Annotated in this window: 18 protein-coding genes; 7 read left to right on the top strand and 11 right to left on the bottom strand. The window is 61.8% G+C overall.

Going from position 1 to position 19,786, the window contains the following annotated elements; all coding sequences use genetic code 11:
* Positions 1-117: 117 nt before the first annotated feature.
* From ON753_RS06470 to ON753_RS06485, 4 genes are all read right to left on the bottom strand, one after another.
* Entirely contained in the window at positions 118-513 is a 396-nt protein-coding gene (locus tag ON753_RS06470) for a hypothetical protein (RefSeq protein ID WP_265961755.1), read from the bottom strand.
* A gap of 247 nt (positions 514-760) precedes the next feature.
* The gene (locus ON753_RS06475; protein WP_265961756.1) at positions 761-1,255 is read right to left on the bottom strand and encodes a flagellar protein FlgN; all 495 of its coding nucleotides are present in this window, start codon (positions 1,253-1,255) and stop codon (positions 761-763) included.
* Positions 1,252-1,563, bottom strand: coding sequence for a rod-binding protein (locus tag ON753_RS06480; protein ID WP_265961757.1), 312 nt, complete (start codon positions 1,561-1,563; stop codon positions 1,252-1,254). The genes ON753_RS06475 and ON753_RS06480 overlap by 4 nt, the downstream gene beginning before the upstream one ends.
* Positions 1,563-2,645: a flagellar basal body P-ring protein FlgI gene (locus ON753_RS06485; RefSeq protein WP_265967076.1), complete on the bottom strand. Its 1,083-nt coding sequence runs from the start codon at positions 2,643-2,645 to the stop codon at positions 1,563-1,565. Before ON753_RS06485 ends, ON753_RS06480 begins: the two co-directional genes overlap by 1 nt.
* Before the next feature lie 374 nt (positions 2,646-3,019).
* Here ON753_RS06485 and ON753_RS06490 point away from each other — a divergent pair, with 374 nt between their 5' ends.
* Both ON753_RS06490 and dksA read left to right on the top strand, forming a co-directional pair.
* Positions 3,020-3,439: a flagellar assembly protein FliX gene (locus ON753_RS06490; RefSeq protein WP_265961758.1), complete on the top strand. Its 420-nt coding sequence runs from the start codon at positions 3,020-3,022 to the stop codon at positions 3,437-3,439.
* Positions 3,440-3,604: 165 nt separating this feature from the next.
* Positions 3,605-4,021 carry an RNA polymerase-binding protein DksA gene (gene dksA / locus ON753_RS06495; protein ID WP_265967077.1) on the top strand — a complete coding sequence of 139 codons (417 nt, stop codon included), beginning with the start codon at positions 3,605-3,607 and terminating at the stop codon, positions 4,019-4,021.
* 260 nt (positions 4,022-4,281) lie between these two features.
* Here dksA and ON753_RS06500 read toward each other — a convergent pair whose 3' ends face one another.
* From ON753_RS06500 to flgF, 6 genes are all read right to left on the bottom strand, one after another.
* Positions 4,282-6,264, bottom strand: a complete 1,983-nt coding sequence (locus ON753_RS06500) for a bifunctional 2',3'-cyclic-nucleotide 2'-phosphodiesterase/3'-nucleotidase (RefSeq protein WP_265961759.1) — start codon at positions 6,262-6,264, stop codon at positions 4,282-4,284.
* Positions 6,265-6,443: 179 nt separating this feature from the next.
* Positions 6,444-7,247, bottom strand: coding sequence for a lytic murein transglycosylase (locus ON753_RS06505; protein ID WP_265961760.1), 804 nt, complete (start codon positions 7,245-7,247; stop codon positions 6,444-6,446).
* A 326-nt stretch (positions 7,248-7,573) separates the two neighbouring features.
* Positions 7,574-8,320: a flagellar basal body L-ring protein FlgH gene (flgH, locus tag ON753_RS06510; protein WP_265961761.1), complete on the bottom strand. Its 747-nt coding sequence runs from the start codon at positions 8,318-8,320 to the stop codon at positions 7,574-7,576.
* Positions 8,317-9,303, bottom strand: coding sequence for a flagellar basal body P-ring formation chaperone FlgA (gene flgA / locus ON753_RS06515; protein ID WP_265961762.1), 987 nt, complete (start codon positions 9,301-9,303; stop codon positions 8,317-8,319). Before flgA ends, flgH begins: the two co-directional genes overlap by 4 nt.
* A 16-nt stretch (positions 9,304-9,319) precedes the next feature.
* Positions 9,320-10,102, bottom strand: a complete 783-nt coding sequence (gene flgG, locus ON753_RS06520; protein ID WP_265961763.1) for a flagellar basal-body rod protein FlgG — start codon at positions 10,100-10,102, stop codon at positions 9,320-9,322.
* 21 nt (positions 10,103-10,123) lie between these two features.
* Positions 10,124-10,864, bottom strand: coding sequence for a flagellar basal-body rod protein FlgF (gene flgF, locus ON753_RS06525; protein ID WP_265961764.1), 741 nt, complete (start codon positions 10,862-10,864; stop codon positions 10,124-10,126).
* 280 nt (positions 10,865-11,144) lie between these two features.
* Here flgF and ON753_RS06530 point away from each other — a divergent pair, with 280 nt between their 5' ends.
* The 5 genes from ON753_RS06530 to ON753_RS06550 all read left to right on the top strand — a co-directional run bounded on the left by ON753_RS06530 (position 11,145) and on the right by ON753_RS06550 (position 18,606).
* Positions 11,145-11,657 carry a flagellar basal body-associated FliL family protein gene (locus ON753_RS06530; protein ID WP_265961765.1) on the top strand — a complete coding sequence of 171 codons (513 nt, stop codon included), beginning with the start codon at positions 11,145-11,147 and terminating at the stop codon, positions 11,655-11,657.
* A 53-nt stretch (positions 11,658-11,710) separates the two neighbouring features.
* Complete coding sequence (fliM, locus tag ON753_RS06535) at positions 11,711-12,904, top strand: flagellar motor switch protein FliM (protein ID WP_265967078.1); 1,194 nt, start codon at positions 11,711-11,713, stop codon at positions 12,902-12,904.
* Positions 12,904-13,476, top strand: a complete 573-nt coding sequence (locus tag ON753_RS06540) for a DUF6468 domain-containing protein (protein ID WP_265961766.1) — start codon at positions 12,904-12,906, stop codon at positions 13,474-13,476. The genes fliM and ON753_RS06540 overlap by 1 nt, the downstream gene beginning before the upstream one ends.
* On the top strand, positions 13,473-14,201 hold the full coding sequence (locus ON753_RS06545) for a MotE family protein (RefSeq protein WP_265961767.1): 729 nt from the start codon (positions 13,473-13,475) through the stop codon (positions 14,199-14,201). Before ON753_RS06540 ends, ON753_RS06545 begins: the two co-directional genes overlap by 4 nt.
* A 91-nt stretch (positions 14,202-14,292) precedes the next feature.
* Entirely contained in the window at positions 14,293-18,606 is a 4,314-nt protein-coding gene (locus ON753_RS06550; protein ID WP_265961768.1) for a hypothetical protein, read from the top strand.
* A gap of 108 nt (positions 18,607-18,714) precedes the next feature.
* On the opposite strand, the gene ON753_RS06555 is transcribed toward ON753_RS06550, so the two are convergent.
* Entirely contained in the window at positions 18,715-19,779 is a 1,065-nt protein-coding gene (locus tag ON753_RS06555; RefSeq protein WP_265961769.1) for a DUF2336 domain-containing protein, read from the bottom strand.
* Between the last annotated feature and the right edge of the window lie 7 nt (positions 19,780-19,786).

Below are 19,786 nucleotides of genomic sequence, written 5' to 3' on the forward strand. Positions count from 1 at the left end.
GGGCCGGTACTGGACGCGGCAGGCTGTAGCCGCTTCGCGAGACAGATCTTCAGGAATGAAACCAGGTATCTCGTTCAGACTCGGCTGCAGTCGCGCAGCCGGTGCGTTGAATGCAAGTCAGGCAATCCGCTGAAACGGCTGTTGCTCTGTCTTGGGCTGCTGATCTTCAACGGACTTGGCATAGGCGCGCAGGCGCAGCAGCGTTTCGCTCGGGATCTGCCGTACGACGTGGCCGGTTTCGGTGTTCCTTGCCACATAGACGAGGCTTTCGCTTTCCGGATCCAGAACGTTGTGACGCTCCACGCGCGGCGTTACCGGGTCCGTCTGTTCCTGCCCGTTGCGTCCGTTGTCGGCAGCTCTCCGGCCACCACTGGTTTCCACGGAGGGCCTGACGGTGTCCTCGGCCGGCAATTCCGTATTGGCGGCAGGCGCATTGCGCTCCGGAGCCCGCGTGACCGGCGTAATCGCCGTGTATGTCGGCGATGGCGGCCGGGCTAATCCCGTATCCAGCATCTTGTCCTCCGGGTGACCTATACCCATGCTCAGCAAACTTAACGTAAGGGAATGAATCTTTTGTTAACGAAAATGTTAGGAATTTAGAGGCCGGTTTCCATCCGGTTGTGGCTGTTCCTGATTCGTTGCCGGGCCTGCCGCAGCCTTGGTGCGCGTCCGGCACCGGGGGGACTGGCAAGGCTCAAAAACGAAAAAGCTCCCGCGGAGGGGAGCTTTCAGGCAAACATCAACGCGGCTCCGTTGACCCTTAAAGGGCGCGGTTGACGGCGATCCCGCGTGCGGATTGCGGGCCGGAGGGCGCAGAGCCGTTTCGCCCGTAAGTGGTAGGAGCGGTTGCGTTCTTGGCGCCCGCCACCTTGGCCACCGCCGACACGATGCTGCCGGCCACGTCGCGCGCGGTGGACAGCACAGCCAGGTTGATCCGCAGAACCGGCTGGAATTCGCCATGCTGGCGGCGCAGGGACTGGGTCGCTGCCGGAGCCAGATTGCCAAGGGCGACGGCGTGTTCCTTGGCCGTCATCATGCCGCGCGTATATTCATGGATCAGCCGGGCCTTGTCCGGCTGCAATTCGCCGGCCTGCTTCAGCTTGCCCGCGCGCACCAGTTCGGTTTCCATTTCAATCACGGACAAAAGCGCTTCCATCGTGCCGGAAAGCGCGGAGCAGAATTCCTCGGCCTCCTGCCGGCTCGCCGGCCGCTCCAGCGAGAACGGAAAGGTATTCGTGTTTGGCTGAGCAGTCATCTGGCCCCTTCCTGCAATGCAAGCAGTTCACGTTCAACATTGTCTGCGAGGCCGATGCCGCCGGTTTGGGCGATGGTCTTCGCATATTCGTCGATCAGCAGGCTCTGCCATGCGTCCGACCCGGTTCCGGCGCCCCATGTGCCACCGTCATCGAGACCGGTAAACATGTTTTGGAGCATGGTGTTGAGGAACACGGCTTCGAATTCTTCCGCAGCCTCGCGAACCGCGGTCTTGTTGGTCCGGTCGACGCCCCGGAGCGCATCCATCGGATTGGGCTGGGCGTTTGCCGGTGTAGCCGATTGCAGCATCACAGCACCTCGATTTCGGCTTGCAGGGCGCCGGAAGCCTTGATGGCCTGCAGGATTGAGATCATGTCACGCGGGCCAATGCCCAGGGCGTTCAAGCCGTCCACCAGCTGTTTCAGCGTGATGGTCTGCGGAACGATAGCCAGTTTCCGGTTCTCGTCGTCGTTGACGGTGACTTCGGAGCGCGGCACGACCTCGGTCTCGCCATCGGAGAAGGGAAGGGGCTGCGAGACCTGCGGCGTCTCCGCGATGGTCACGGTCAGGTTGCCTTGCGCCACGGCGACCATCGAGACCTTCACATCCTGCCCCATGACGATGATGCCCGAGTTCTCGTCGATAACGATGCGGGCAGGCAGGTCCGGCTCGACGATCAGCTGCTCGATATCCGTCAGAAGATCGACGATATTGCCGTCATAGTGCCGCGGCAGGTCCAGGCGCACGGTGGACGGGTCAAGCGGTTCGGCTGTCGGCAGGCCGATCAGTTCGTTGATCGACAGGGCAATTCGCCGTGCCGTGGTGAGATCCGGATTGCGAAGGGCAAGGCGCAGGGTGGTCAGGGAGGCAAGCTTGAATTCCAGTTCGCGCTCGACAAGGCCGCCGTTCGAGATGCGCCCGGCTGTCGGTACGCCGCGCACTACGGAGGCCGCTTCCGCCTGCGCGGAAAAACCGCCGATGGCGACCGACCCTTGAGCGATGGCATAGACCTCGCCGTCCGCACCGACCAGCGGCGTGACCAGAAGCGTGCCGCCCTGCAGGGACTCCGCGTCGCCGAGGGCGCTGACATTCACGTCGATGCGGGTGCCCTGCGTGGCAAATGCCGGCAGGTTGGCCGTCACCATGACGGCGGCGACCGTGTTGGTGTTCAGCTCCACGTTGCGGGTGTTCACACCGAGGCGTTCCAGCATCGCCTGAAGGCTCTGCTGGGTGAAGGGCGAGTTGTTGAGTGAATCGCCCGATCCGTTCAGGCCGACCACCAGACCGTAGCCGATGAGCTGGTTTTCCCGGATACCCTCGAAGTCGGCAATGTCCTTGATCCGCGACGCTGCATCAGCGGGGAGAGGACAATTCCCGCCGTCACGGCACAGGCGGCCGCTGCCAGCGTTGCCCGCGCGATCCAGCCGGAAATCTTTTCACCCAAATATCGCATTACAGTTTCTTGCCCGTTTTCAGGTACCGGCGAAGCTGCCGGCGCAGATAATCTCGCAATTCATAATGCGAGACTCGTGCCACTTTGGCCCGGCACGTGGATCCTTCCGCCAGACTGACCGGATTCTGCGCATTTTGCGGATGCAAATGCCAGCCTATCCCCTCAAAAGTAAGGAATTGAGTTGATGAACGCTGTTTGCGACCCGGCAAATATTGCCTGATGCGCAAGGATTCATTTACCCTTCCAGGCAGAATCTGACGGGCAGGTGGCCAAGCGTCGCAGGATTGCCGTCAGAGTGACCGGAAAGCAACGATGCGTATCACAGGCAATAAACCGATTACCGGTGTTCAGGGGAAGGGGGCGAAAAAGCGCTCGCCCTCCGGGACCGATCAGTTCACGCCGGATGCCGGCGGCGAAGTGTCTCATTCTTCGCAGACTGCAGGCGGCACCGGCATCCAGGGCATGGATGCCCTCCTTGCACTTCAGGAAGTGGATGAGCGTGCCGAGCGCCGCTCACGGGCCGCCAGGCACGGCCATACGCTGCTCGACGCGCTTGAAACGGTGCGCACGGACCTGCTCGCAGGGCAGGTTTCGGAAGACCGGCTGGAGCTGCTTGCGCGGCAGGTTGCCAAACGTCAGAACAGCGGCGACGCGAGAATCGATTCCGTGCTCGAAGAGATTGAATTGCGGGTCAAGGTGGAACTGGCGAAGCTCGGGCGATTTCCGGACTAGGGCGCCCTAAGGTTGAGTGGAAATTACAGTCAATTTCTCGGTAACTAACGCAACGGATTGAAAGATATAACCTTTCTTTACCCCAATTTTTCCCAAATGAACCGTTGTCGGCTGGCGGAAGCACCTATATATTGCGCCCGGCCTAACGGTAATCCGGAGCTATTGATGACGGTTGAAATAGAGTCTGAATATCGACCCTCGGAAGACGAGCCGTTCATGAATGACAGGCAGCGTGAGTACTTTCGAAACAAGCTGCTTGCCTGGAAAGAAGAGATCCTGAAAGAAAGCAAGGAAACACTTACCAACCTTCAGGAGGAAAGCCAGAACCATCCCGATTTTGCCGACCGTGCGTCGTCTGAAACAGACCGCTCCATTGAGCTGCGCGCGCGGGATCGGCAACGGAAGCTGATTTCAAAGATCGATGATGCTTTGGAACGCATTTCCGACGGGAGCTATGGCTATTGCGAAGAGACCGGCGAACCAATCTCTCTCCGGCGCCTCGAAGCACGGCCGATCGCGACGTTGTCGATCGAGGCTCAGGAAGCACATGAGCGTCGGGAAAAAGTCTATCGCGACGACTGATTTCCAGTAACGGCAGGCCTGCCATGCAATTGGCAGCCCCGAGCACCTTTCAACCTTCCCCTTCGCGGGAAGGTTTTTTGTTTCTGCGTATAGCCGCGTGGAGCGCAACTGGCGTGATCAGATCGTGCGTCTGCCTGAGCTTGATCGCGCACCGTCCCCGATGCCGGCGTGCCCGCCGTGGCACTTTCCATTGGGGCCATATCCTAGCAAACCGGGCCGTCAGTCCATGGGCTGACAGCCTGGAATTTTTCGACCGGTTCCTAAAGCGTGATGCGGTAGAGCGCGAAGCCCTCGGCACCGTCACCGGCCGGTTCGATCGTCACCCCTTCGACAGAAGCTGCATGTTCGGTCCCGCCCGGGCCGGTTTCGAACAGCACGGTCGTGTCCGGCATTGCCTTGAAGGTCCAGTTGGCGTCGGCGGACGGATTGACCGTGCCCTGTTCGACGATGTAGCGGACCAGAACGTCGCGGTTGGTGTCCGGTGCCACGAAGATGACGACGTCGTCCGTAATGCCGGGGAAGTTGCCGCCCCCACCGGCGCGGTAGTTGTTGGTGGCCACGACGAAATCCGCATCCATGTCGAGCGGCGCGCCGTTGAACTGGAGGTTGACGATGCGGTTCGCATCCGGATTGACCACCTCGCCCTTGGAATCGTATTTCGACGGCTGGCTCAGGTCGATCTCGTAGGTGACCCCGTCGATGACGTCGAAATTGTAGCTCGGGAATTCCGGGTTGATCAGCGGCTGATCGGCCTTGCCCGGTTCGACCTGAAGGAAAATGCCGGCGGAGCGCTCCAGCCACTCCTTCACCGTGCCGCCTTTGATGGCAACCGCACGCACCGTGTTGGGATAAAGATAAAGGTCAGCCACGTTCTTGATGGCGACGTCGCCCACCGGAACATCGGTGTAATAGTCCGGACCGCCGCGGCCGCCGGCCTTGAACGGGGCTGCGGCGGAGAGGATCGGCAGGCCGTCCCACTCGGTTCCCTTGAGCATCTGCTCGATGTACCAGGTCTGCGCCCTGGAGACGATCTGAACGCTCGGGTCGTCGGCAACCAGCGCAAAATAGGAATGCAGCGGTGCCGATGTCTTGCCGACCGGCCTGCGGACATAGGCCAGCGTCGCTTCGTGGTCTTCCTTGACCGCATCGAGAACATCCTGCTGGCTTTCAACCTGAGGAATGACCTCCCGGCCGTCCTTTTCGTAGATCGGACGGGCTTCGGTCATGAAGTTTGCGACCCGCCAGCCGTTGCCGTCCCGTTCGACCATCAGGTCGATGACGCCGAGGTGCGAGCCCCAGAAGCCGCCCATGGCGGCGGGTTTTCCGAACAGCGTGCCCTTTTTGCTGTCGATGCCCGGCAGGCCTTCATAGGCCGGTCCAGGGAAGACGAGATGCTGGTGGCCGGTAAAGACGGCGTCGATGCCGTCGACACCGGCAAGGTGCAGGGAGGCATTTTCCATTCCGCCGGAATAGTCGTTGGCGTCAATGCCCGAATGGGAGAGGGCGATTACCAGGTCGCAGCCCTGCTCGCGCATTTCCGGAACAAAGGCTCTGGCCGCGTCGACGATATCGCGGGTGTTGGCATTGCCTTCCAGATGACGACGGTCCCAGTTCATGATCTGTGGCGGTACGAAGCCGATGAAGCCGATCCGGATCGGATGGGAATTGCCGGCACCGTCGACGACCTCTTTGTCAACGATCACGTAGGGCTTCAGGAAGAGCTTGTCCTGGCGGGCGTTGCCGGCCAGCGTCGAGCCCTTGACCAGATTCGCACACACGATCGGGAAATTGGCGCCGGCGAGCACCTTCGTCATGAAGTCCAGACCGTAGTTGAATTCGTGGTTGCCGAGGGTCCCGGCATCGAATTGAAGAACGTTCATGCCCTTGATGACCGGATGAAGGTCGCCTTCGCGCATGCCCCGTTCATAGGCGACGAAATCGCCCATCGGGTTGCCCTGCAGGAAGTCGCCATTGTCCACCAGGACGGAGTTTGTCGCCTCGTTCCGGATGTTGCGGATCAGGCTCGCGGTCCGGGCAAGGCCCGCCGTGTCGACCGGCTTGTCGCTGTAGTAATCGTAGGGGAACACATGAACGTGGAGATCCGTGGTTTCCATCAGGCGAATATGCGCCGTGCCTTCGCTCGCCAGGACGGAATAGGGATGCAGGGCCGTGGTGAGACCGGTGGCGGCGGCCCCCATCAGCAGGCTGCGCCGTGACAGGGAAAAATCTTTGATGCTGGACATGTGAAGCTCCTTACAGAAAGCGAAGCAGGCGTTGTTGATCAGGAAACATGGACATCCGGGCAGGATGCAAGGGCAAAGTCATTTGTTTCTTCTGTGGCCGGTATTGCGCGGAGGCGGTTACAATCGTGTGACGAACGAAACGGCATTAAAATTGCCGCACAACATGCTGCGCGAACCGTTCATCCTCCTATCCTGGATGCCATCACCGAAATCGTCTGGACATAGACGCTGGCCCGGTTCCATTGTGTCAGCACGTCGTAATTCGCGGTACCCGGACCCCAGCCCTGACCCCGGCGCCAGCCGTGCTGGGCGAGATAGTTCGCCGTTGATGCAAGCACGTCGGGAATGGAGCGGATCAGGTCGCGGCGGCCATCGAGGTCATAGTCGACAGCGTATTTGACGTAGGACGAGGCCAGAAACTGCGTCTGGCCGATTTCCCCGGCCCAGGCCCCCTTCATATCGGCCGGCGACATGTCGCCTTGCTGCACGATGATCAGCGCGGCGACGAGTTCGTTCGTGAAGAAGTCGGACCGGCGGCAGTCATAGGCAAGCGTTGCCAGGGACTGCAGCACCGGCATGTTGCCGATGAAAGCGCCGTAGTTGGTTTCCAGGCCCCAAATCGCAAGGATCACCGGTGCGGGAACGCCGTATTTTCTTTCAATTGCATTGAACAGCCGCGCATGGGTCCCGAGAAGCTTCTGTCCCTTTCGGATCATCGCGTCGTTGACCCGCTTGGCGTAGAACTGCTCGAAACTCAATTTGAAGGATTTCTGGTTGCGGTCGAGCCGGATCACCTTCGGATCGTAACGGACATTCCGCAGGGCCGCCTGAACCGTTCCCGGATCAAGGCCATAGCGTGGGGATTGTGCAACAAAACTGTCCAGCCAGGCATCGAAGCCGCCGGGGCCGTTGCCGCAGGCCGCGGCGGCCGGTGCGGCGGAAAGAAGAAATTGGCCAATGAAAACAATGATCAAAAGACGCATGAGGCCCTCGCCGGGACGGATACCGAAGGCCATCTTAGCTGAAAACGGAACGGCGTCATCCTTGCAGGGAATGACACGCGCCAGTTGCTGCGGAAAATAGTTCTATTCCAAGACCATTGTTCCGTCGGCCGGGCACGGCCCAAATGAGAACGGGCATGGCGCTCGGGGAGCGAGACGCCATGCCCGTCATCAGCCGGAGCCGGGGACGCTTCTAGAACACGTCCACGGCATCTGGCCGGGGGACTGTGGATCGGGAGCCCGGGGCACCCTGCCTGTGTAGATGGGCAGGGTGCCCCGGATAATTGCAAAGGTTCGGCTTTCCCGGCCTAGAACGGCAGCAGGATATCCATGACCTGGTTGCCGACACGCGGTTGCTGAACGTCGCTGATCTGGCCGCGGCCGCCATAGCCGATGCGTGCTTCGGCAATCTGCTCGCTGGCGATACGGTTGTTGGCGGTTATATCTTCCGGACGAACGATACCGGCGACGATCAACTCGCGCACCTCGAAGTTCACGCGGACCTCCTGACGGCCTTCGATGACCAGGTTGCCGTTCGGCAGGACCTGGGTAACGACGGCGGCAACGGTCGTTTGCAGGTTTTCGTTTCTGTCGACGCTGCCATTGCCCTCGAACCTCGAGTTGCTGTTGACATTGGCAAGATCGCTGGCCGCCACGCCGGCCGGCAGGAAGACCGTGTCAATGGCTGTGCCGACGGCGCCGCCGACCCCGGCACCGCTACTCTCGGTCCGGCGGCGTTCCGTCCTGTTTTCGATCTCGGCCTCGTCACTGATGGTGACGACGACGGTCAGGATGTCGCCGACCTGGCTGGCACGCTGGTCCTTGAAGAAGGCGCGGCTGCCGGACTGCCAGAGGGAGTTCGGGTTGTAATGGGCCTGCTGGGGTTCCGGCATGGGCATCTGCACGGGCCGGTAGCCCGGTGTGGTGGTCGGATCCTGAATGGCGTTCAGGGCAGGTTGCTGGCCGACATTGGCCAGCTTGTCGGCAGTGCCGCATCCCGCGGCCATGGCGGCCAGGGCAATGCTTGCCAGCAGGTGTTTGGGAATACGGATCATTGGTTGGTCTCGCTGTTCAAGCTGGCCACGACGGGATTGGAGGAAAGGACGCGCACCTGGCCGCGCGAATAGATGGTTGCCGGGACGATGCGCCGTGACTGAAGGTTCATGACATCGACCACATCACCCTTGGCGCCGTCTTCCAGAGCTTCTGCCCGGGAGGAGAGTTTCATGCCCGGTAATTCGTAGACCACGGTGACTTTCTCGCCCCGGCGGATCAGCACCGGACGCTGAAAATCGCGGGAGGAGAGGGGATAATTGGCGCGCAGATTGGTCCGCGCCTGCATGCCCGCAACCTCCGCGGTGTCCATGACGACGCCTGCGGGAACCTTGCTGCGCGCAAGCCTGACCGTGGCGAGATCGTCTTCCTTCAGGATATCGCCGCGGCGCAAGGGCTGCGCCAGGGCGACCACATCAACCATCTCCACGGCCGTCCCGTAGAGGGTAAACGGCATGCGGCCATGTTCCACGGCCGCGACGGCCTGGATGGTGAAGCGCCCGCTCGTCTGCGACCAGTCGACCCGGTCGATCCGGATCGGGTTCTGCACTTGCGGGTCGGCGAGGATCTCGTCCGGCGCCTGAAGAAGGTTGACTTCCAGGCTTTCGGCGTCGAGGCCGGCGCTGTTCCCGATGAGTGTGTTCCGGACCAGAGCGGTAAGCTGTTCGTGACCGAAGCGGGTCGCGCCCCTGTGGACGGCGACGCTCCGCAATCCGTCGGTGCCGGCGGTTTTCAGTCCGGCCGCCCGTGCGCGCTCGGCCACCACTTCCGCGTCGACCTCGCCCGAGGTTCCCATGTCCGGTGAACGGAACAGGGGCTGGGAGGCGTGTTCTCCGGCATTCGAGTAGAAATCTCCGACCGTCACGATTTCGGACAGGGTCATGACCTGGGAGCGCAGGACCGGGGCCTCGCCGGCCAGGGCCGGGTTGCCGGCGGAGACCGCCAGCATGAGGCCGATCGCGGCTTTGAACAGATGTCTCATCATTTCAAGCCTTCCGGTCTTAGCGCAGGTTCGTGGTGGTGGAGTACATCTGGTCGGCGGCCTGGATGATCTTGGAGTTCATCTCATAGGCGCGCTGGGCCGAGATCAGATCGGCGATTTCCGTCACCGCATCCACATTGGCCATTTCCAGAAAATACTGTTGAACGGAGCCGAAACCGTCATCGGCCGGATTTCCCGTTTGCGGCCGGCCGCTGGCGTCGGTTTCCAGGTAGAGGTTGTCACCGATCGATTCCAGGCCCGCCTTGTTGACGAACCGGGCCAGCTGAACCTGACCAAGCTGGACGGTGTTGCCGTTCTGGTCCACACCCTGGACCACACCCGTATTGGAGATCGTCAGGTCCTGGGTGTTTTCCGGAATGGTAATGCCCGGATCGACGATGTACCCGTCGACGGTCACGAGCTGCCCCTCCGCATCGCGCTCAAACGATCCGTCCCTGGAGTAGCCCGTCGTGCCATCGGGCAGCTCGATCTGGAAGAAGCCTTCGCCGCGGATGGCCAGGTCAAGCTGCTTTCCGGTCTGCTCCAGGGAGCCCTGCGACATGATGCGGGTCGTGGAGGCAAGCTTGACGCCCGAGCCGATCTGGATGCCGGTGGGAACGATCGTTCCGGTGTCGGAGGTTTCCGTGCCCATGCGGCGCAGGTTCTGGTAAAGCAGGTCCTGGAAATCCGCCCGTTGTTTCTTGTAGCCGGTCGTGCGCATGTTGGCGACGTTGTTCGAAATCACTTCGACGTTCAGTTCCTGCGCCTTCATGCCGGTCGCGGCGATTTGGAGTGCTTTCATCGGTCTGGATCCTGTTGCCGCTTATGCCTGGAAGTTGCCAAGGGTGGAGATCGCCTGTCGGCGCAACTCATCCAGGTCCTTGACGATTTTGGAAGTCGAGTCATAGGCGCGCGTGACTTCAATCATGCGTGTGACTTCGGTGATGCCGTAGACGTTGGAGGCTTCAACAGCACCCTGTACCATGCGCACGCCCTGGGCGGGGATGGGGTTCTCGCCCTTGAAAAGGGTGTCGCCGATCTTCTCCAGCGCGCGGACGTCCTCGAACTCGGCCACTTGGATCCGGCCGCGAATGCCGAGCTCCGTGGAGATCGTGCCGTCGCCGGAAATCTCGACCAGGCCGTCCTCCTGAGTGAAGGTGACCGGTCCGACATCGGTCAGGACGGGATGGCCGTCCGCGGTGATGAGCTGGCCCGTGTTGTCCAGGAGAAAGGAGCCGCTCCTGGTATAGGCCTGCGTGCCGTCTTCCATTTCGACGACGAAGAAGCCGTCGCTGTTCAGCGCAAGATCGAAATCATTGTTCGTCAGCTTGATCGGGCCGTGGTCGAAGTCGGTCCGGGTCGTGAACATATCCACATAAGAGATGTCCTGATCCTGCGGCTCGAACGCGCTCGCGCTGGCAATCGGCATTACATATTCCTTGAAATGCAGACTGTCCGACTTGAACCCCGTGGTATTGATGTTGGCCATGTTGTTGGCAACCACATCAAGCTGTTTCCGCAATATCGATTGCCTCGACAAGGCAACCAGTTGAGCGTTCTCCATAGCGAACGTTTCCCTTCATGCTCCCCGATGAGCCGGCCGATCTCCCCAGATCCGCAAGCTCGTTAAGGTTAATGCACGTGGCGTGCCAATTTTTAAATCGTTGGGAAATCTGGGTAAAAGCCGAAGGGCATGGATGCATGCGGCAAGAGATTCCGGCAGAACTTTACCACTTGGCAATAATTGCCTGGTGACTCGCGTTAATGGTTTGGTAACCAATCGTTAACCATTAACTCTTTAGTAATAAATAACGCGCGCGGGCGTGGCTCAAGCGGGGTGCGGAATGGCTGACGAAAACGCCGCCGCCGATGATTTCGGCGAAGACGGGGCTGAAGGCGCCGCAAGTGGCGGCAGAAAGAAGCTGTTTCTGTTTGGCGGCATTGCTCTGGTGGTTCTCCTGGCTGCAGGGGGCGCAGGGTATTATTTCCTGATGGGTGACGCGGCGCCGAGGCCGGCGCCCGAAACGTCGGAAACGCCGAAGGAAGTTCAGAAGCCGGTGGTGTTTTACGACCTGCCGGAAATGACGGTGAACCTGGCGACCGACGGGCGCACGACGTATCTGAAGGTTCAGATCGCGCTGGAGCTCGAGAATCGTGCAATGGTCGATCAGATCCAACCGTATCTGCCGCGCATTCTGGATGCATTCCAGATCTATCTGCGTGAGCTCCGCCCTGCGGACCTGGAAGGGTCTGCCGGTTTGTTCCGTCTGAAGGAAGAATTGCTCAGGCGGATCAATGTGTCGGTTTATCCGGCGAAGGTTGAAGGGGTGCTGTTCAAGGAAATCCTTGTTCAGTGATGGTTTGAATGGCTAACACCGACGACGACGACGACTTCCTGTCCGAAGAGGATATGGCCGACGCCTGGGGGGCTGCCCTGGCGGAGCAGGGAGCCGGCAGCGACGATGACGAAGATCTGGCTGCTGCCTGGGGTGCCGCTCTGGAAGAGCAGGGGGCCGGGAGCTCCGACGACATGGCGGCCCAATGGGCGGCCATGATCGACGACAGCGAGCCGGACCTGGAAAATGCCACCAGGGGCGCCGACCGCGTTCTCAACCAGGAAGAAATCGACAACCTTCTCGGTTTCAACATCGAGGACACGATCGCGGGCGACCAGAGCGGCATCCGGGCGCTCATAAACTCCGCAATGGTGTCCTACGAGCGTCTGCCGATGCTCGAAATCGTGTTCGACAGGCTGGTGCGCCTGACCACCACGTCGCTGCGCAACTTCACGTCGGACAACGTCGAAGTGTCGCTGGACAGCATCAGTTCCGTCCGTTTCGGCGACTACCTGAATTCCATTCCGCTTCCGGCGATTCTCGGCGTGTTCAAGGCCGAGGAGTGGGACGGTTTCGGGCTGATCACGGTTGAATCCAGTCTGATCTATTCGATCATCGACGTCCTGCTCGGCGGCGGGCGCGGAACGTCCGCGGTGCGCGTCGAAGGCCGGCCCTATACGACCATCGAGACCGGCCTCGTCCAGCAGATGGTGGCGCTGATCCTGCAGGATGCCGAGCACGCCTTCGCACCCCTGTCGCCGATCCATTTCAATCTCGAACGGCTTGAGACGAACCCGCGCTTTGCCGCGATCTCCCGTCCGGCCAACGCGGCCATCCTCGTCGAGCTTCGGATCGACATGGAAGACCGGGGCGGCTCGGTCGAGATCATGATGCCCTATGCGACGCTGGAGCCGATCCGCGATCTGCTGCTGCAGATGTTCATGGGCGAAAAGTTCGGCCGCGATCCGATCTGGGAAGGCCATCTGGCGACCGAGATCCACGCTGCGGAAATCGAGGTCGATGCGGTTCTCTACGAAACCTATCTGCCGCTCGGACGCGTGCTCAGCCTCGATGTCGGCCAGACGCTGGTCTTCGATGTCGACCCGCACGATCCCGTGACCATCAAATGCGGCAACGTTCCGCTGACCGAGGGTACCCTCGGCAGGGTGGAGGATTCGATCGCCATTCGAGTCGCAAAGAATTTGCGCAAGCCCAAGATGACTCTGGCCGCTTTCGAGCGCGCCATGCAGAGCGAAATGGAGCAATAATGACCACATTGCCACTGGGAATGATCATTGAGGGGCTGGTCGCGATTCTGTTGCTGATCACGATCGGTTACTGCTGGATCCTCAACCGGCGTCTGCAGCGGCTGCGTGCGGATGAACAGGTTCTGCGGGCGACCATTGCGGAACTGATGACGGCAACGGAAATCGCAGAACGCGCAATCCTCGGCCTGAAGACCACCGCGGCCGAGGCGGACAGGACCCTGGGCAGCCGGCTCAAGCAGGCCGAAACCATGTCACAGACTTTGTCCGAGCAGGTCAGCGAAGGTGAGAAAATCTTTACCCGCATCACGCAGATTGCCGAGGCGGCGCGTGCGGCCACGCCTCAGCGGCAAGCCGCTCCGCGGGAAGAGGCATATGCTGTGCAGCCTCCGTCCGAAGCGCCGGTCTACGGCCATCAGCCGCACGCCTACGCGCCTTCGGGCGCCTATGGCGGGCAGGCGGCCGGCGAGCCGGAGCGCAAGCGCAGCACGAGAGCGTCGGACATCTGCAACGCTGCGGCGGAAGCAACGGCGCGTTTGGAAGAGTTTCGCAGGCGTAAAGGCGCAGCTGCATGAACCTGAGACTGTTGCCATTACTGGGGATTTCGGCGAGTGCCTTGCTCGCCCTGAAGCTGCTCGGCCTGACACTGGGCCCCGACAGCGCCAGGTTTCCCATCAATGGGGCAGTCGCCCAGGAGAAGGCCTCCGACAGTGGCGAGGGTGCCGAGGCTTCCGGCGAGACGACGGCGGAAGTCACGCCGCCACCGCCGGCTGCGGACGAGGACGAGGCTGAGCACCCGGTTCTGCCGGACAGTCTGGAAATCGGTGGGTCGGCGGCGGAGCGTGCCGTCCTGGAAAGCCTTGGAAAACGCCGCGAAAACCTTCAGGCGCAGGAGGGGCAGCTGGACCTGCGCGAGAAGCTGCTGCAGGCCACCGAGGAACGCATCCAGAAACGGGTCGACGAACTGAAGGAACTGGAAGGGCGGATCGATGCCGCCATTGCGGAAAAGCAGAAGCGGGACGCGAACGAAATCGCCGGCCTGGTGACCATGTACGAAAGCATGAAGGCCAAGGACGCCGCGCGGATTTTCGACCGGCTGAGCCTGCCGATCCTGCTGAAGGTCGTGCGGCAGATGAAGCCGAGGAAGATGGCGGACGTCCTGGCCAGGATGTCTCCGGAGGCCGCGGAAAGACTGACCGTTGCCATCGCCAGCAATGCCCCCCTTACCGCAGCGCCGGCCCAGACGGCGAAGTCCCAGCCGCCGACCGATCAAGCGCTGCCGAAAATCCCGTCAAACTGAACGAAATAGCGGATTTGCAAGCGTCGCGTAAGGGCACGTTAAGAACACCTCATTAACAATAGCGTGTTGGCGCCATCGAGGACAAAGCAACTTGCCGGGACTGTTCCTGACATTTGGGAAACGCTGTATTTCCGCCCTGCAGGGCGGGGCACGGGCCGCATTGCGCCCTGCCGCGGCTGCCTGGCTGGCGTGCGCCGTGATTGTCCCGGGGAGCATCGCCCCCGTGCTGGCGGAAAATCTTGAGCCGGTGGATCTCGAGGTATCCCAGGAAAACGGCCATGGCCGCATCGTTCTGACCTTCAAGGACCGGACGCTGCTGCCGATCTATGATGCCGTGATTACCGGCGGCGTGCTGCGGATCTCCTTCGAGGACGCGATCGACGTCAATGTCGACAGCGTGCCTCTCGATCTCGACAAATACGTCACCATTGCCCGGCGGGATCCCGATGGCAGCGCGATCCGGTTTGCGCTGAAGAACCAATTCCAGATCAACACGCTGGAGGCGGGCGAAAAGCTGTTCGTCGACATTCTGCCCCTGGACTGGCAGGGCCTGCCGCCGGGGCTTCCCGACGATGTTGTCCGCGACCTGGCAAAGCGCGCGGAAGCGGCCATGCGCAAGGTACGTGCGCTGGAACAGGCGCGGCTGAAGGCGCAGGAAGGTCCCGAAGTCACCCTGCATGTGGGCGAGCATCCCACCTTTACCCGCCTCGTCTTCGACTGGTCGATCAAGTTCGACACGGCTTTCGTGCGTGAGAACGACATTATCAAGTTGACCTTCAACCATCCCGCCCAGCTGGATATCTCCCACCTGCGGGCACATCTGCCGCAGGGTGTGATCGATACCACGTCCTTTCTGGACAAGGGCAAGCTCAAGTTCCTGATGCGCGTCGAGCCGTCGGTCGACATCCGCGCCTTCCGCGAGGAGCAGACCTATGTGATCGACATCACGCCGGAGAACATGCAGCTCAACGATCCGGCCAATTCGCTGATCAACAAGGAACTGTCGGTCGAGGACAATCAAAACCGCAAGGACATGATCACGGCGCACGGTCTGCGCGACAATCGGGAAGTGAAAGATCCCCAGGGCCTGCCGGCGGCAGGGACGGCGTCTTCCACCGGAGGCGGGGTCCTGAAGGAATCGACCGCCGACGATTCCCCGGGCTTTGTGACCGTGCCGCTGAAGCGGCTTGAGAAGAAAGAAGGCGCGCGTGCGCCGGCGGCCGGTCAGCCGACCACAGCCGTCCCGCAAAATTCGGCCTCTCTTTCCCCGGAGCCGTCTCCGCATGCCGGACGGGCCGAAGAGATCCAGGCGCCTCTACTGGCGATGGTGCCGCGTTCGAAGCCGGGCATGATGGCAGCAGAGGCGCTCCTTGCCGACGCCGGAGAGGGCGCCACGGAGCCGCAAGCGTCTGAAACTGCCTTTGCCGCGGCCGGAGAAACCGCCGCCGTTCCGGCGGTGGAAACACTGCCGGCCCCCGAGCTTGTCGCCTCCGCTCTGCCAAAACGGCGGGCGTCCGATTTCCATCCCGGCGAGGGCCTGGTTACGTCGGCGATCCCTGCCGGAGCCGATCGGCAGGCTCTGGATCGCACGGGAGAAGACGCGCCGCTTGCGGTTGCGCAGGCCTCTCCCGGTGCGCTGCCCCTGTCGGGCATCGCGCCCCTGGAAGACGAAGAGGTGGTGCGCCAGGCGCCGATGCTCGACCTTTCCAGGCAACAGCCGGAAGTGCCGCAGGCGGCGGGGCGCGACAATGGCATTCCGACGCTGGAGGCTGTCGAAAATAACGGCGAGCCCGGCCAGCCGGACGCTCCCAAACCCGCGGCGCCGGTCGAGTTACGCAATTCACCGGCATTGGGCGGCAACGGAATTCCGGCCGCGATAATGCTGCCGAACAGCCCGGAAGGCAAACCGGACACCTGGCGGGCGAAGGGCGGCAAGGATCTTGAGCAGATGCCGCCGTCGCCGGAGCGTCCGCCGGCGGATTTCGCGGAAGAGGTTCGCAACTTCGTCGCCGCGGAAGCGCGCCGGATCGGCCAGACGGTGCGCGTGGTCTTTCCCTTCTCCGAACCGGTTTCCAGCGCCGTCTTCCGGCGCAATGACAGCATCTGGCTGGTCTTCGACACGGACGCCACCATCGACACGCGCGGCATGGTTTCCGCTCTCGCCGAAACGGCGGAAACTATCGACGTCCAGCAGTTCGAGGATTACCAGATCCTGCGCCTGGACATGAACGATCCGGTACTGGCGACCGTGGGGGTGGATGGCAATGCCTGGTCGCTGGTGATCGGCGACATGATCATGGAACCGTCCGTACCGCTGCGGCTTGAGCGCAACCTGCGCGGCGATGGCGGGGCTATTCTCAGGGTTCTGTACAAGGACCCGCAGAATATCCGTCAGGTGACGGACCCGTTCGTTGGGGACACGATTTCGCTGGTGACGGGCTTTGGCCCACCAAGAGGCCTGCTGAAACCCCAGAAATTCGTCGACCTGCACGCCCTCAGTTCCGCTCAGGGCATTGCCATCGCGGCGAAGTCAGACGGGGTGAACATGAAGATCCTCGGTGATGACGTCATCATCGAAAAGGAAGGCGGCCTTTCCCTGTCGGACCGGCATTTGAAGGGGCGTACCGGCGCCTTCAGTATCGTTGTCGATCCGGAAGACCAGAACTACGTCGAGTTCGTGTCCCTGAGCACAGAGGGGCCGCGGGCTTTCCGCGAGCGGCTTTCGGAATTGCAGGAACAGTTGGCCAGCGCGCCCGAGGGCAAGCGCCGCAAGCCGCTTATGGCGCTGTCGCGTTTCTATCTGGCGCACCAGTTCGCGCATGAAGCCCTCGGGCTGATGAAGCTGGCGCGGGAAGAAGAGCCGGCGCTGGCGGAAGACAGCTCGTTCAACCTGATGATGGGCGCCGCGCAGACCATGGCCGGCCGTCCGGAGGAGGCCTATGCCCATCTGAACCGGTCGGAGTTGAAAAACAGTCCGGACGCAGCCGTCTGGCAGACCATCGTGGATGCCCGCCTGGGGAACTGGACTGCGGCACGGATTGCCATGCCGCGCGGCCGGGCCGTGGTTGGCAATTATCCGCCGGCCATTCAGACCGAATTCCAGCTCGCCGCCGCCCACTCGATGGTGGAAGTCAACGATTTCGGCGTCGCCAACAGCATATTGGCGGAAATCGAGCCGAGCGAAGTCAGCCGCGCGCAGGCCGCCCGCTACGATATTCTGCGCGGCCGCATTGCCGATGCCTCCGGGCGGTCCCAGGAAGCGCTGACGGTGTTCGACCTCGTGGCCCGTTCCGAAGACCGGCCCCGGGCCGCGGAGGCGGAGTACCGGGCGCTGAGGATTCGCTACCGGGACGGGGTCGCCGGCGTGCAGGAAACAGTCGACCGGCTGGCCGGGCTGGCAACCTCCTGGCGCGGTGACGAGATCGAGCTGAAGACCCTGCGTTTCCTGGCGCAGCTTCATGCCGAGCGCGGGCAGTACCGCGAAGCGTTCGAGGCGATGAAATCAGCGGTTCAGGCCGAGCCGGAATCCGATACCACGCGCCTGCTGCAGGAAGAGATGAACGGCCTGTTCAACGCCTTGTTCCTGGACGGCAAGGCGGAGGAAATGCCCCCGGTCAAGGCGCTGGCGCTTTTCTACGATTTCCGGGAACTGACGCCGATTGGCCGTGAGGGGGATGAACTGGTCCGTCTTCTGGCCAAGCGGCTGGTCGAAGTCGATCTGCTCGACCAGGCCGCGGAGCTGCTGCGCCATCAGGTCGACAACCGGCTGAAGGGGGCCGCGAGAGCCCAGATCGCGGCCGATCTTGCGGCGATTTACCTGATGGACCGCAGGGCCGAAGAGGCATTGCGGGTGCTGAACCTCACCCGGCAGGCCAGCCTGCCCTCGACGCTTGAACGGCAGCGCAACATCGTCGAAGCCAGGGCGCTTACGGAGAGCGGACGGCCGGATCTCGCGCTCGAACTGGTGCGCAACATGCGCGGTTCCGATGTCGACCGGCTGCGGGCCGACACGTTCTGGGCGGCGGAAAGCTGGCGGGAGGCGGGCGAACAGCTCGAGGCCATGCACGGTTCGCGCTGGTCCGACAACATTGCGCTCGATGAACTGGAACGCCGCGATATCCTGCGGGCAGGGATTGCCTATTCGCTTGCCGGAGACCAGTTGAGCCTGCAACGGCTGCAGACGAAATACATGGCGAAAATGTCCGACAGCCCGGAAGCGTTGGCATTCGAGGTCGTTACCCGGCCCGTGGAGGCACAGGGTGTCGAGTTCCTCGAGGTCGCCACCCGGCTCGCGGACATCGAGTCCCTCGAGACCTTCCTGAAGGAATACCGCCGCCAGTACATGTCACCGAGCCGCGGCTCAGGTCGGGCGGCCGTCGAGGCGGACAGTGAAACGGCAGGTTAGGGCGTTTCGCGCCATCAGCGATCAATTCTGACGCTATCACTCACGCGGTCCGGCGTCCTTCGGATCGCTCCGCAGGGACAAGTGCATTCCATCTGATGAGGCCGTATCTTAGAGCGCTGCCGAGCTGCTTTTGGCGGCTGCCTGGCGGGGCTTCTTCAGTTCCGCCTTGTAGCGCATGACCAAGTCCGGGATGGACCTGGTGCTGCGGTTGAGCCACTCGCAGCGGGCCCTGAGGAAATCCCGATAGGTTTTTTCGTGAATCCCGGTCTGCAGCATGAGGCGCATGATCGCCCCGTCCGCGTCCGACTTCAGCGTATCGGCAACCACTTCGTCGGCAAGATTGATCTTGCGGCCGATCAGCCAGATCGCCGCGTCGATGCGCTCCTGCTCGAAGAGGGTGCGCAGGATCGCGTCGAAGGACAATTCGCCATTGGCGATCTGGATGCTGGCTTCGTGGCGGGAGTAGGACATGCCGTCAAGGTCAATGTCGCCGTCCCGTTCCAGGTCCTTGATGGACCTGGCAAGGCGCTCCAAGTCTCCCGTCTCCAGCGCCCGTTTGAGCGGTGGGGGAATGAGCGGACAGTTGGTTTCCAGAATGTCGATCTGGGTCTGCAGGAATTCCTCGTCCTTGAGGGCGCGCTTGGCGATGCCCGCGAGAACTTCAGCCTCCGAATTGGCGAAGATCAGAAGCGCCAGAGTGCCCTTCACCGAAAAGGGGACATCCGGATTGTCCAGCAGGGCGTGGACGACATTCCGGCTGCTGCGGGCAATCAGCGTATCGGTGATTTCCTCGTTCAGGCCGGACCGGCGGGCGACGGAAAGCCGCTTGTCGTTGCCGCCGGACTTGGCGATCTGCATCAGCGCATCCACGCTGATCATCGGCGAGCATTCGATGACGGGCTCGGAGAGCTCGTAGTCCTCCTGGGCCAGCCTGTCGGCGAGATCGGGAATGATGCGGTCGGTCTTGGCGAGGCGGACGACGAGTTCGTAACGTGCCGCGCGGTCGAGCTGATCGAAAACGGAAAGAACAATCCTTGAAAAAAGCTCCCGTTCCATCTCGCTGGGTTCATGGTCTTCCGACCGTGCATATTCGCCAACGAGCGTGCGGATAAGCTTCGATCTCGCCTCCGGTTCCTTGATCCTGGCAAGTTGCTCCAGTTGCTCTCTTATCACCAATTTT

Origin of the sequence: Roseibium salinum, assembly GCF_026240905.1 — a bacterium.
GTDB lineage: Bacteria > Pseudomonadota > Alphaproteobacteria > Rhizobiales > Stappiaceae > Roseibium > Roseibium salinum.

Excerpts from the sequence above, each read along its gene's own strand:
- ON753_RS06490 (WP_265961758.1), top strand. The coding sequence starts at position 3,020 with ATGCGTATCACAGGCAATAAACCGATTACCGGTGTTCAGGGGAAGGGG.
- ON753_RS06500 (WP_265961759.1), bottom strand. The coding sequence starts at position 6,264 with ATGTCCAGCATCAAAGATTTTTCCCTGTCACGGCGCAGCCTGCTGATG.
- flgF (WP_265961764.1), bottom strand. The coding sequence starts at position 10,864 with ATGGAGAACGCTCAACTGGTTGCCTTGTCGAGGCAATCGATATTGCGG.
- ON753_RS06530 (WP_265961765.1), top strand. The coding sequence starts at position 11,145 with ATGGCTGACGAAAACGCCGCCGCCGATGATTTCGGCGAAGACGGGGCT.
- fliM (WP_265967078.1), top strand. The coding sequence starts at position 11,711 with ATGGCCGACGCCTGGGGGGCTGCCCTGGCGGAGCAGGGAGCCGGCAGC.
- ON753_RS06505 (WP_265961760.1), bottom strand. The coding sequence starts at position 7,247 with ATGCGTCTTTTGATCATTGTTTTCATTGGCCAATTTCTTCTTTCCGCC.
- flgG (WP_265961763.1), bottom strand. The coding sequence starts at position 10,102 with ATGAAAGCACTCCAAATCGCCGCGACCGGCATGAAGGCGCAGGAACTG.
- ON753_RS06545 (WP_265961767.1), top strand. The coding sequence starts at position 13,473 with ATGAACCTGAGACTGTTGCCATTACTGGGGATTTCGGCGAGTGCCTTG.
- flgH (WP_265961761.1), bottom strand. The coding sequence starts at position 8,320 with ATGATCCGTATTCCCAAACACCTGCTGGCAAGCATTGCCCTGGCCGCC.
- ON753_RS06470 (WP_265961755.1), bottom strand. The coding sequence starts at position 513 with ATGCTGGATACGGGATTAGCCCGGCCGCCATCGCCGACATACACGGCG.
- ON753_RS06475 (WP_265961756.1), bottom strand. The coding sequence starts at position 1,255 with ATGACTGCTCAGCCAAACACGAATACCTTTCCGTTCTCGCTGGAGCGG.
- dksA (WP_265967077.1), top strand. The coding sequence starts at position 3,605 with ATGACGGTTGAAATAGAGTCTGAATATCGACCCTCGGAAGACGAGCCG.
- flgA (WP_265961762.1), bottom strand. The coding sequence starts at position 9,303 with ATGATGAGACATCTGTTCAAAGCCGCGATCGGCCTCATGCTGGCGGTC.
- ON753_RS06540 (WP_265961766.1), top strand. The coding sequence starts at position 12,904 with ATGACCACATTGCCACTGGGAATGATCATTGAGGGGCTGGTCGCGATT.
- ON753_RS06480 (WP_265961757.1), bottom strand. The coding sequence starts at position 1,563 with ATGCTGCAATCGGCTACACCGGCAAACGCCCAGCCCAATCCGATGGAT.